Consider the following 13,369-nt stretch of genomic DNA (forward strand, 5'->3'; position numbering starts at 1 on the left):
AATTATGAAATATCATCAAATAAACAGCGCTCTTTTTGTAAAAAACCGCAGAAAATTCACGGCAGAAATGAAACCTAATTCGGTTGCCGTTTTCAACTCTAATGACATTTACCCAATTAGTGCCGACAGTACTTTACCGTTTGCACAACATAGAGATATTTTTTACCTGAGCGGTGTTGATCAGGAAGAAAGCGTTTTGCTTTTGTTTCCAGATGCGCCTTATGAGCACCAAAGAGAAATTCTTTTTTTAAGAGAAACCAACGATCATATTGCAGTATGGGAAGGTGAAAAACTGACTAAAGAACGTGCTTTTCAGGTTTCCGGAATTAGAACAGTTTATTGGTTACAAGATTTTCATAAAGTTTTGAACGAAATGATGACGTACGCCGATACGATGTACATCAACACCAACGAACATTACCGCGCGACTGTTGAAACTGAAACTCGCGAAGCTCGTTTTGTAAAATGGTGGAAAGAGCGTTATCCTGCGCACAATGTGGCAAAAAGCAACCCGATTTTACAGCGAATTCGTTCTGTAAAAGAAAGCGAAGAAATCGATTTGATTCAGCACGCCTGCGATATTACAGAAAAAGGTTTCCGCAGATTATTAGGGTTTGTGAAACCAAATGTTACAGAATATGAAATCGAAGCTGAATTAGCGCACGAATTTATCCGTAACCGCTCTAAAGGTTTTGCTTACACGCCAATTATTGCTTCTGGAAATAATGCGAATGTTTTACATTACATCGAAAATAATCAGCAATGTAAAGCCGGCGATTTGATCTTATTAGACGTTGCTGCTGAATATGCTAACTATTCAAGCGATATGACTAGAACAATTCCTGTTTCTGGTAAATTCTCTGAAAGACAAAAAGCAGTTTACAATGCTGTTTTGAGAGTTAAGAACGAAGCTACAAAAATGTTGACTCCAGGAACGCTTTGGAAACAATATCATATCGAAGTTGGTAAAATTATGACTTCTGAATTACTTGGTTTAGGTTTATTAGACAAAGCTGATGTTCAGAATGAAAATCCAGAATGGCCTGCTTACAAAAAATATTTCATGCACGGAACTTCTCACCACATGGGATTAGACACGCACGATTACGGATTGCTTCACGAACCAATGAAACCAAATATGGTCTTTACGGTTGAGCCGGGAATTTATATTCCAGCAGAAAAATTCGGAATTCGTCTGGAGGATAATGTTGTAGTTCAGGAAAAAGGTGAACCTTTTAACTTAATGAGAAACATTCCTGTTGAAGTTGACGAAATCGAAACTTTAATGAATTCTTAAAAAAGAAGAACAGAAAACAGATTATAGAATAAAGATAAACGGCTTTCATAAATGAAGGCCGTTTTATTTGTCTTATAAACTATAAGATCATTTAAAATTGAACTGAAAGAACATTAGTTTTAACTCAAATGAACTTATATTTCTTATATGGTTATACCTTTTTTATCTTTGTACTTTACAATTAAAAACACCGTTTTGAAAAATATTTTTTATAAAAATACCAAAATCTCTTTTACAGACTCAGGAGAAGGAAATACAATAGTTTTTCTTCACGGTTTTCTGGAAAACAAAAAAATGTGGACAGAATATGCTGCTTTTTTTTCAGAAAAATATCGTGTTGTAACCATCGATTTATTAGGCCACGGCGAATCTGATTCTTTAGGCTATGTTCACGAAATGGAAGAAAATGCTCAAGCTGTTAACGAAGTTTTAGAACATTTAAAAATTGAAAAAGCTACAATCGTCGGGCACTCTATGGGCGGTTATGTCGCTTTGGCTTTCGCCGAATTATATCCGCAGAAAATCCAAAAATTAGTTTTACAGAATTCAACTTCTAAAGAAGATAACTCTGAGAAAAAACTAAATAGAACCCGCGCCATAAAAGCCGTAAAACAGAATTATGTAAGTTTTGTTAGTTTAGCAATCGCTAATTTATTTAGCGAAAATAATAGAACCCGCTTGGCTGACGAAATTGAAAAAGTAAAAGAGCAGGCTTTAAAAACACCATTACAAGGAATCGTAGCATCTCTTGAAGGAATGAAGATACGAAAAGATAGAGAATGGCTTTTACACGAAAATCGTTTTCCTGTTCTATTAATTCTAGGAAAGAAGGATCCTGTTTTAAATTACGAAGAAAATCTTGCTCAGATTGATGACACCACAGCAGAATTAGTTTCTTTTGAAGATGGACACATGAGCCATATTGAAAACAAGGAAGCTTTGAAAACTATTTTGTTCGATTTCTTCGAATAATTTGAACTTTACAAAATCAAAAAAGGCCATTTCTAACCGAGGTTGGAATAGCCTTTTTATCATTCTGGGGGCAAAATGTTATTATAACTTTGAAGTAATATCTTTTTTGTATTTAGATAAAGTAGCTCTTGTTAATCCAAGATTTGCTTTAGTTGAGTCTACAGCTAAATAGATAAAGTATCTTCCGTCTTCAGAAACGTCGATAATATGTATTTGATCTGAAAGCGTAATTAAAATATCATTGATTTTTTGGTCTAATCCTAAAGCTTTAATAGCGTTTAGCTTTGCTTTAACTACTTCTAAATTGTAAGCAGATGCTAATTCTGGATCAAAATCAGGATTTACAGTTAGTGAGCAGTAAGACATTCCTGTTTCAACTTCAGTTACTGAAACAGCGATAAATCCGTTAACATTCTCTTTTAAATCGTTTTGAAAATTTTGTAAAAAATCTGACATGTTTATTAAATATTGGTTTTAAATTAATTATTAAAAACAGAATCCATTCTTCTCAGTAATAGACCCATTTTACTTAAATCTTTAGAAAGCAACGCGATACAATTATCATCTTGATTTTTGCTTGCAACTACAATTCCGTCGTTATTCTTAATCATTACTTGTTTAAGATCTCCGTTGTTAACGTCTTCAGACATTTCGAGGCACATTTTCAAGATCATTCCGATCATCGCTGCAACATTCCCGTCGTATTCTAAATTAACCGACTCGTTTAAGATTCCATCAATATTAAAACTCAATCCAGATTCTGCTCCAGTCTCTTCTACTAGTGTTTGTAAATCAATCATATTCTTTATTTGTCATGTTTTGGAAGCGTCAAAGATATTTCAATATTAACAATTGTCGCCTAAACACTTGTTAAAAAAACAGCCGATATAACATCCTGAGCCACTTTTATTTATAGCATAATTAATCGTCTTTTTTCGGATAAAATATTTAAAAAAAATTAACAGAAAAAACATATTATACTAAAATCGTAACATTTCATTTGATAAAACTCAATTCTAAAATTAACATATAGAGATTGTTGCATTACCCAAAAGTTTTTATATAGATTTGCAAAAAATTTATACAAATGAAAACTGTTGACGAATTACGCTTTGACCTAAATGTAAAATTGATGAAGTTTAGAAGATTTCGTATTGAAAACGGAAACATCAATACTACAAATGCAGAAGAAAATACTAAAAAAGGTTTCTTTAAAAAAATATTTAGCTAATAGCTTTTAAAAATCAGCCGGACGTGTTAGATAACCATTTTTTACTAGTTCGGCTTTTTCATTGATTTTATGCAACTTACCGCCTTTCAACAATAACAATATTGTTGAAATTTTCATCACATTTTCGTATTGATGATCGGTTATGAGAATTCCTTTTTCTCGAGAATTTTCTTTAATTAACTGAACTATAATTTCAATTATTTTTGGTGACAATCCGCTGAACGGTTCATCTAAAAGAATAAATTTCGACGAATTAAAAAGGACTAATTTTACTTGAAGATATCGCAATTCTCCAAATGATAGGTTTTTGATTTTTTGTCTTAAAAAAGGTTTTAGGAAGTCATCTTCATAAAAAAGATTCAATTTTTGTTTAGCGACTGATAATTCAATTGTCCTTAATACGGACAAATGGTTTGGAATAAATTGATCTTGACACATATAACTAATTTCATTGACCAACTCTGAACATTCCTTGAAACTCCATCAATAAATATACTTTTATCCGAAGCAGTTAAATTACAAGAGATAATTTTTAATAAAGTCGATTTGCCAGAACCGTTATGTCCGAGCAGACCTACTATTTCACCTGTTCCAATTTTCAAATAAATATCTGAAAGTACAAGTTTATCACTAAACTTTTTTTGAATACCGCTAACTTCTAAAATATGTTTTTTCAATATATTTTTTGAATAAAGATTACTACAATTCCAAATAGAACAATGAAGAAAATATTCATTAAAAAACTATAAAAGAGAAGTTTATTTTTTGAAATTCCGTTGTTAGCATAAAATAAATATTCGCTTTTACGATACAATTCCTTAAATCCTATACTGGATAAAAACCCAATTGTAGCGAGAATAAACAGAAAATAATTAACGCTTCCAAAAAGGATTGCAGGAATAGAAACAACTAAATTTATAATTAAAGTTGTTTTATAAAACTCAAATATGTTCCAAATTTTTCTGATAAGCCGTTTAAATTTTTTCTTCGAATGGAATAGCTATATCAAAAATCTCACTTAACAAATTCGCAATTTCATCTAAATAAGAATTCAGTATTTCTGATGTCACAATAGCTTTTAAATCTTTATCTTCTTTAAACCCGAAAGGTAAAAAACCAGATTTGAGATTTTTAAAAGAAATAATCCCGACTTCGATCGGAAGCCCTCCAGCTTCTTTCTCAAACATGAAAGCGTATGCTAATACTTGAATAATTTTATCATTTTTAAGCTCTTGTGTCAATCCATTCCATGTTTTCAGCACAACATTCGACTTCTCAACTTTTCCTGTCTTATAATCGATAATTCTAATTTTCCCGTCACGTTTCTCAATACGATCCACATTTCCTTTTATCAAAATAGGAAATGGAAGTTTCGGATGAACAAATTCACGCTCAAAAGTCTGCTCTAGAGCAATAATCTGAATCGCTTCATCATTTTTAACAGATTCTAATTCCATTCTTAAAAAATTAGAGACATTTCGTTTAGCGACCTCAAAAGCCAGCAGATTTCGTCCTTTTTTGATCTCTCCTTCTTTATAAACCAATTTAAACTGCTTAAGAACTTCATCATCCAATAATTTAAAGCAGTTTAAAATATTATTCTCTGAAATAAATTCACCAATAAAAGGTTCATAAAGTGCCTTTAAAGTTTCATGAATGATAGTTCCTAAAGTATTTAAAGCGATATTTTCTTCCACTTCCTCCACTTCTCGAATCCTCAAGACTTTCTGAAAATAAAACTCAATCGGATTTCGGATGTAACTTGTTAATGCCGACGGTGAAAAACCTGTTATTGCTATTTCCTTTAAACGCTCCATTACTGATTCCGATTTAGCAACCGAAATAGGTTCGTAAGCCGTATTAGGAAGTACCGGATTATAGATATCAAACGTAAGATTATGATTTCTCTGTTTTTCAACTTCTAACTGTGTAATGAAACGACTTCTTTCACCAGCATCTAAACCATCATTTTCAGTATTATAAATGAGATATATGTTCTTAGCTCTTTGTAATAAATGATAAAAATGGTAGGTGTAGATCGCATCTTTCTCTGTAAAAGTCGGCAGCCCTAATTCTCGTTTTACATCATACGGAATAAATGAATTCTGAGATTTTCCTGCTGGAAATTTTCCTTCATTCATTGATGTTATAATAACTGTTTCAAAATCTAAAACACGGCTTTCTAAAACTCCCATAATCTGCAAACCTCTTAAAGGCTCACCTTCAAAAGATACTTCTGCTAAATCTATAATCTGTTTGTAAATGGCGTGAAGCGTATCTATATTAACGATATGATAATGTTTGGAGTAGTAATTTATTAGTTTATTTATGACTTTAAAAACTCCGTAAACAAATGCTTTTGCAATTTTCTCCTGTTCATTATCATTACTGAAATGTTCCTTTATAACAATTAGCAATGCCGAAATATTCTTTAAAACTGCAACAGAACCATTTTCCCATTTTTCAAACAACAAATTAAAAAAATGAGAAGGACTTGGATGAAGCTCTAAAATTTTATGATGCGTAATAAAAGTATAATTATTCTCTTTGATAATTTTTACCAACATTTGAGCATTTGCATAAGGCTCTACTAATGGATGTGTTAAAACATCCAATAAATCTTTATAATAAAAAACATAACTGCCTCCCTTACGCGAAAGCGCATTAGTATGCATTTTAAACAACTTGGCAACTAAAATTTGAGATGGATTATTTTTACCCGAATATCCCATGGTAATGTTTAAAAATCCAACAGAAGAAGGGAGTGAATATAAAACTGGAATCAATAAATTTTCCTCACCTAGCACAACGGCTACTTTGTCTAAAGACGCCGCAGGATCATTGTTTATTAAATCTTCAATTATACTTCCTGTTAATTTTGCCTGCCCTATAGTTTTAGGAGTTCCAATAATCTGGATATTTTTTGATTGCGAAAAATCATCCACAATCCATTCAAAGATATTTGATTTGTAATGTTTCCAACTTTCTTTAAAACGTCTTAAAAAAAGTCCCGCATCATGATATGGATCATTGAGAAAAGTTTGATCGGCATCCCAATAAATTTTAGCCTGACCTAAAGCTAATAAATGCTGTACAATTTTTTCTTCAGCAGCATTTAGAGCATTAAATCCTGCGAAAATAAAAATTCGATTACCGATAGTATTTGAAAAATGATTCAAATTATTGACCGCTTCTCTATAAACTAGTCCCTGGTACCCAATAGATTTAAACAACAAATGATTATAAAGCGAATCATAATACAAAGGAAGAAGCTTCCAGAAATCAATGTAATTTTCTAAAAGTTTTGTTTTTTGATCCACTTCTAATCCCCATTTTTTTATGTCTTCAATATCTTTTAAATAAGACAAAACATGTGAAGGATCTAAAAGATATCTATCAATTTCATTAAAGTCTTGAAGGAGCGTTTTCCCCCAATTTGCAAACAATTCAAATGACTGCTGATTCTTTTTCTCTGTAACCGATAAATAAACCTCATAAAATTCAAATAAAAGTTCAATTGAATCAATAGAGCGAATTGAAGCGACATCTTGTACAAAATCTTCAATACTTGTAATTTCAGGTGCAATTATAGTTTTATCAGTTTCTTTTTTAAGAGCATCAATCAAAAAAACTTTAGCTCTTTTATTTGGAAGAATTATAGTTATTTCTGAAAGTTTCAGTGCGTAATCTTGAATTACAACACCAGCTATTTTTTGAAGAAAAGAAGTATTTATCATAGTATAAAAATAAAAAAAGCCATTCAATTAAGAATGGCTTTTCCTTTTTATTTAGAAAGTAAATTAGATTTTACCTTGGTATTTAGAACCAATGTGTCTAATTTCTGTTCTTCTGTTTTGAGCTTTACCTGCAGCAGTTTTGTTACTTGCAACTGGTTGGCTAGAACCAAATCCTTTAGACTCTAAGTTCTCTGGATTAACACCTCTTTGGATTAAAGCGTTTAATACAGCAGCAGCTCTGTCTTCAGATAATTTTTGGTTGATTTTTGCAGAACCTGTACTATCTGTGTGTCCTTCAATAGAGAATTTCGCGTTTGGATAGTTTTTAAGGATTTCTTTAATAGCATCTAATCTAGCTGGAGTTTCTTTGTCACCAGTTTTGAAAGTAGCTTTTCCTGAGTTGAAGTAGATTGCTCTAGCTTGAACTTTAAGATCTTCTAATGCCTCAGAAGTTACTTCTGGACATCCTCTGTTACTAGCAGGACCATAAACTGTTGGACAGTCATCATCTTTATCAGCAACACCATCTTTGTCAGCGTCTAAGAATGGGCAACCACCGTTTTCTTTAGGACCAGCAACTGTAGGACATTTGTCATCTTTATCAGCGATTCCGTCTCCGTCAGTATCAGGACAACCCTTTAAAGCAGCTAAACCAGCAACATCTGGACAAGCATCATCTTTATCAGCAATTCCGTCTCCATCAGTATCAGGACATCCGTTTAATGCAGCTAAACCAAATACATCTGGACAAGCGTCAGAAGCATCAACGATTCCGTCTCCGTCAGTATCAGGACATCCGTTGAATTGTTTTAAACCAGCAACATCTGGACAAGCATCGTCTTTATCATAGATTCCGTCTCCGTCAGTATCTTTACCTCCGAATTTGAAAACTAGACCTGCAGTGTGTTGAAAGTGAGATACAGCATCTGGAGCACCAGAAGCATCTTGTCTTTCACCACTAACAGCCCATTTGTATTTTGTAGCAAGTTCAAGACCAATTGCATCTGTAAACCAAAAAGTTATTCCAGCACCTGGATTAACTGTTCCATAGCTGCTATCACCGAAGAAAGTATAACCTCCACCAACAGATAACGAAGGATCAACCACTTTAGATTTAATTAGTTCTTGAAAACTGTATTTGATAGTAGCGTCAATCCCATAGTACATTAAATCACCAGGATTAACTACATCGTTTCCTCTAGAATCACCTCCTACAGTTTGATTAAAAACGACAAATTTATCAATTTTGTTTACAGATCCTTGTAAACCTACAGAGAAACCACTGCCTACATATCTAGACACACCAATGTAAGATAAAGAAGGAAGAATGTTCCAGTTGTCTTTTACAGCGAATGGTTGAGAGAAGTGCTGATCAAAAAATCCACTTCCTGAACCCGAACTAGTCCTTGTATCCACAGCATTAACCCCGAAAGAGATCGCCCATGGATTGTTACTGTCTTGTGCGTGAGAACTTAAACCCATCGCCATCAATACAGCAACTAAAAGTTTGTTAAGATGTTTCATACTTAATTTTTTTAATTACAATTTAGTTAATTACAAGCAAAAGTAACACCAAATTTTTTAAATACAAAATGAAATGTTAAAAAAAACCTACAAAAATTTGACCAAAGTGGTAATTATATAACTTTTAACATTTTACCGACAACTGTGAACGCATTTATAGCCTTATCCAAGTGTTCTTTTTCATGCGCTGCAGACAGCTGTACGCGTATTCTAGCCTTTTCTTTAGGAACAACAGGAAAGAAAAAACCAATAACATAAATTCCTTGCTTTAAAAGTTCATTTGCCATCGTTTGTGACAATTTTGCATCGTATAACATTACTGGAACAATAGCAGAATCTCCATCGATAATATCAAAACCCGCTTTTTTCATACCTTCTTTAAAATAGTTAGTATTCCATTCTAGTTTATCGCGAAGCGTTGTATCTTTTTCTAATAATTCAAAAACTTTTATTGAAGCTCCAACAATTGCTGGTGCTAAAGAATTTGAAAACAAATAAGGTCTCGATCTTTGGCGCAGTAATTCAATGATTTCTTTCTTAGCCGTTGTATATCCGCCCATTGCACCACCTAAGGCTTTTCCAAGTGTTCCTGTTATAATATCGACTCTTCCCATCACTCCTTTTGCTTCAAGCGTTCCTTTTCCCGTCGCACCAATAAATCCGGCTGCATGGCATTCATCAACCATAACCATCGCATCATATTTATCTGCTAAATCGCAAATTTTATCTAAAGGCGCAACTAAGCCGTCCATAGAGAACACACCATCTGTCACAATAAGTTTAAAACGAGCTCCAGCTTCGTTAGCTTTAATTAGCTGTTGCTCTAAATCTTCCATATTGTTATTTTCATAACGGTAACGTGCTGCTTTACAAAGACGAACACCATCAATAATAGAAGCGTGATTCAAGCTGTCAGAAATAATTGCATCATTTTCACCAAGTAAAGGTTCGAAAACACCTCCATTTGCATCGAATGCAGCTGCATATAAAATAGTATCTTCTGTACCATAAAAATCAGCAATCTTTTTTTCTAAAGTCTTATGAATATCTTGCGTCCCACAGATAAAACGAACAGATGACATTCCGAAACCATGAGTATCCATCGCATCTTTCGCAGCCTGCACAACTTCTGGATGAGACGAAAGTCCCAAATAGTTATTGGCACAAAAATTTAAAACTGTTTCTCCTGTTGAAATTTTAATTTCAGCACCTTGAGGAGATGTAATAATTCTCTCCTTTTTAAAAATTCCATTTTCTTCGATTGTCTGCAGCTCGCTTTGCAGATGCTCTTTAATTTTACCGTACATTTTTTATATATTTAAAACGTTAAAAATTAACAACTTAACAAAATTAAAGCTTCGTTATTTCTTTAACATCTGATTAATTTTTTCACAAATTTACCACTTCAATTTCCGAACCAATATATACCAATGCTTTTTTTAACACTTTGTATCCTAAATCTTCAATTGCATCCTGATATTCTTGAATTTGATTTTGATATTTCGCATTAACTGCGCCCGTTTTATAATCCAAAAGATAAGCTTCTTTATTCTCTAAAAATACAATACGATCTGGTTTTAAAATTCTTCCTTCTTTTTGAACAATGGTCTGCTCATTCAAAACAGTATCATTTCCATTAAAACAAATGGATAATTCAGGATGATTTACAATTTCTCTTAAAGTCTGCAATACTTGCTCGACTTGATCAAAAGTAATTAACCCATTTTCGAGTGATTTTGTTACCGCCAGATCAATGTCTGATTTATCTTTAACAAAAGCCAAAATCTCATGGACAATATTTCCATACGAAATCGCCTCTTGTTGATGCGTTCCCCACATTAAAGCTTCACGCTGGGCAATTTTAATATTTTTAGGATTTAAAACTTCTTTTACAACTGGAATCGATTTTACTAAATCAACCGTTTTTGTGTTTTTTGAAAGTCTTAATTTATTCCCAAATTCATAATTCAGTTTCTCCTCATCATAAATCCCTTCATTAATTAAATACTTAATAAAGAATGAAGCCATATTATTTGGATATTCACCGTCATTTTTTGCTTTCAGCGATTGAGAAATCACATACAATTGTTCTTCAGCACGAGTTAACGCAACGTACAAAACATTGATATTGTCCAATAATTCTTCTTGCTTTTTCAAGTTGAAAACTGCAGAAGCACTTTCACCAAAACTCTCCACAACACTGCTATTATCCACCAGTGCTTTCGGAACCCCTAAATTCGTTTCTTCAGTGTCGAGCCATAATTTATCTTTTGGTTTACGATTATAATCTTCATCGGCAAAAGGCATAATTACAACAGGAAATTCCAAACCTTTCGATTTATGAATTGTCATAATACGAACCGCATTATTTCCTTCCGGCGACGGAATACTAAATTTCTCTGCATTTTTATCCCAGAAAACTAAAAAATCTGCGACTCCGGATTGATTTCGAATATCACGCTCTAAAACAATATCCAGAAAAAACTGAACATAAGCATTTCCTTCTGAAGGAAGAATAAATTTAGAAATGATAATTTCAACCGCCTCGTAAAGAGATTTTTTTCGCACATCTTCAAAAGAAAAAGAAACATCAAAAGTTAAAAGCCATTCTTCAAATTCTTTCTCAAATCTATAACTCATCCCTTTAGCTATAAAATCATGAACTGGCATTGCCAAATCTTTAGTTGAAGCCAAGAAATGAAGAAAATTAGCTTTTGATTCTAAATTTGCACTGTTATTCAAATATCGAAGTAAATGAACTATCAAGCGAACTTCTGCCGCATTTTGTATCATCAAAGTTTCTGAAGACAAAAGCGGAATTCCTTGTTCGGTTAAATAATTAGCAACTGCAATTCCCTGATCTCTTTTTCGGGTCAGAATTACAATATCTTTATATTCAAAACCTTGTTTTACCACTTCTTGAATGGTATTTAAAGTCGCTAAGACATACAAATCAGATTTCTCTACAGCTTCTTCATCATCAGCAAAATCATTTTTATCAACGACCGGTAGAAATGAAATATTGACGTAACCTCCGTTTTTTGAATTTATATTCTGAAAACTATGATTTTCGTATAAATCTTTATAATCTTCGTTTGAAAATTCAGCCGAGATCAATTTAAAAAATGCATTATTGAACTCTATAACTTCGCTGTAGCTTCGATAATTGGTATTTAAATGCTTAATTGCCTTATCTGGGTTATTGAACGGATTTACATCTTTACTCAATTCAATAAACTGCTCTGCTTTACCGCCGCGCCAGCGATAAATCGACTGTTTAGGATCGCCAACAATCATCAATGTTCCTTTATTTCCTAAATCGTCTAAACCAGAAAGCGAATTATCAATTAACGGAATTAAATTCTGCCATTGCATTTCAGAAGTATCTTGAAATTCATCAATAAAAAAATGACGATAGCGTTCTCCTAAACGTTCGTAAATAAATGGCGCGGGCTGATTCTGAATTTCGCGGTGAATAATGGCATTGAATTCTGAAATAGACAAGATATTTTGCTCAGATTGAATTTTAGCCAATTCATTACTTACAGTGTTAAGAAGCGAAAGCGGTGTGATATTTTTTAAAAAGGCTTTGTAAAAATCCCTTTTCTCAAAGTTTTTATATACCTCCTTCAAAATTTGAAGCAACTCTGGAATAATATTTTCTATTAACGCTCTGTCTTTTGCAGTCTTATTAATCGCAATATCATCAAACTCATGAAAAGTTTTATTTTTCGGATTGAATTTTCCGTCTCGAATACTTTCTAAGTGATTTGGAAAAGTTCCTCGAGAAAATGATTTTGGATCAATTCCGTTTTTATCAATTAATTCAATTGCTTTAGAAGCTAGTTCTGCATTCTTAGATTCTAATTCTTTGCAAAGCGTCTGCATTTTTTGTTTAATCTCAACAAACTCTTCGATTGTTTTGTCTTGAAAATGCAGAATCTCATTTCGGTTATTTTCATTTAAAACCAATCTCCCTGTATCCAAAATTTCACGCGATACATCCCAGCTTTTATCATCATCGGTTTTTTCCATTGTAAAATCGATGAGTAATTTGGTCAACGTTTCATCTTCACCAGCTTGGGCTATAATTGCATCAACAGCTTCTACCAATAAGTTTTCGGTATCCAGCGTCACTTCAAAAGTCATAGGAAGATTTAAGTCATGCGCAAAGGCACGGATAACTTTATGCGTAAATTTATCAATTGTAGAAATATCAAAAGCTGCATAATTATGAATTAAGTGCTTTATGATTTGCTGCGATTTGGTTTTGATTTTAATAATTGAAAGTCCCGTATCACGCGAAAGATCTTCCATTAAATCAGCTGCCTTTGGAGACGGATCGTCTTTTGCAAACTCAGACAAACTTCCAACAATACGGCTTTTCATTTCATGAACCGCTTTATTGGTGAATGTTATCGCTAGAATATTTCGATATGCATCGTTTTTTGGAGAGGAAAGAATAATTTTGAGATATTCTTTAACCAATGTATATGTCTTTCCTGATCCCGCAGAAGCATCATAAATGGAGAAAGACGGACTTTGCATAAGTTTGGTTTTAGTATTGTAAAAATAGCATAATTAAATATTAAATCCCAATAATGAAAA

10 protein-coding genes and 1 pseudogene are annotated in these 13,369 nt (G+C 32.8%); 3 read left to right on the forward strand and 8 right to left on the reverse strand.

Annotation, left to right across the window (positions count from 1 at the left end):
- The first annotated feature begins 4 nt into the window (after positions 1-4).
- A complete protein-coding gene (locus EDB96_RS19665; RefSeq protein ID WP_134142709.1) occupies positions 5-1,297 on the forward strand; it encodes an aminopeptidase P family protein in 1,293 nt (430 codons plus the stop codon).
- Between the two features lie 195 nt (positions 1,298-1,492).
- Positions 1,493-2,269, forward strand: a complete 777-nt coding sequence (locus tag EDB96_RS19670) for an alpha/beta fold hydrolase (protein ID WP_134142711.1) — start codon at positions 1,493-1,495, stop codon at positions 2,267-2,269.
- 81 nt (positions 2,270-2,350) lie between these two features.
- Here the strand turns inward: EDB96_RS19670 and EDB96_RS19675 are convergent, their stop codons facing one another.
- Both EDB96_RS19675 and EDB96_RS19680 read right to left on the reverse strand, forming a co-directional pair.
- Complete coding sequence (locus EDB96_RS19675; protein ID WP_113676732.1) at positions 2,351-2,725, reverse strand: hypothetical protein; 375 nt, start codon at positions 2,723-2,725, stop codon at positions 2,351-2,353.
- Between the two features lie 23 nt (positions 2,726-2,748).
- Complete coding sequence (locus EDB96_RS19680; protein WP_134142712.1) at positions 2,749-3,069, reverse strand: hypothetical protein; 321 nt, start codon at positions 3,067-3,069, stop codon at positions 2,749-2,751.
- Between the two features lie 287 nt (positions 3,070-3,356).
- On the opposite strand from EDB96_RS19680, the gene EDB96_RS21110 reads away from it, so the two are divergent.
- Entirely contained in the window at positions 3,357-3,500 is a 144-nt protein-coding gene (locus EDB96_RS21110; protein ID WP_157848493.1) for a hypothetical protein, read from the forward strand.
- 6 nt (positions 3,501-3,506) lie between these two features.
- Here EDB96_RS21110 and EDB96_RS19685 read toward each other — a convergent pair whose 3' ends face one another.
- The 6 genes and pseudogenes from EDB96_RS19685 to EDB96_RS19710 all read right to left on the reverse strand — a co-directional run bounded on the left by EDB96_RS19685 (position 3,507) and on the right by EDB96_RS19710 (position 13,309).
- Entirely contained in the window at positions 3,507-3,788 is a 282-nt protein-coding gene (locus EDB96_RS19685; protein ID WP_243839389.1) for an AAA family ATPase, read from the reverse strand.
- Positions 3,780-4,177, reverse strand: a pseudogene (locus EDB96_RS21305) (ATP-binding cassette domain-containing protein); the annotation flags it as partial. The gene EDB96_RS19685 and the pseudogene EDB96_RS21305, both read right to left, overlap by 9 nt.
- A gap of 297 nt (positions 4,178-4,474) precedes the next feature.
- Entirely contained in the window at positions 4,475-7,237 is a 2,763-nt protein-coding gene (locus tag EDB96_RS19695; protein ID WP_134142715.1) for a PD-(D/E)XK nuclease family protein, read from the reverse strand.
- A gap of 63 nt (positions 7,238-7,300) precedes the next feature.
- Positions 7,301-8,761, reverse strand: a complete 1,461-nt coding sequence (locus tag EDB96_RS19700; protein WP_134142716.1) for an OmpA family protein — start codon at positions 8,759-8,761, stop codon at positions 7,301-7,303.
- 113 nt (positions 8,762-8,874) lie between these two features.
- Positions 8,875-10,068, reverse strand: coding sequence for a glycine C-acetyltransferase (gene kbl / locus EDB96_RS19705; protein WP_057115200.1), 1,194 nt, complete (start codon positions 10,066-10,068; stop codon positions 8,875-8,877).
- An 82-nt stretch (positions 10,069-10,150) separates the two neighbouring features.
- Positions 10,151-13,309 carry a UvrD-helicase domain-containing protein gene (locus tag EDB96_RS19710; protein WP_134142717.1) on the reverse strand — a complete coding sequence of 1,053 codons (3,159 nt, stop codon included), beginning with the start codon at positions 13,307-13,309 and terminating at the stop codon, positions 10,151-10,153.
- Positions 13,310-13,369 lie beyond the last annotated feature (60 nt).

The organism is Flavobacterium sp. S87F.05.LMB.W.Kidney.N, from assembly GCF_004366435.1.
GTDB lineage: Bacteria > Bacteroidota > Bacteroidia > Flavobacteriales > Flavobacteriaceae > Flavobacterium.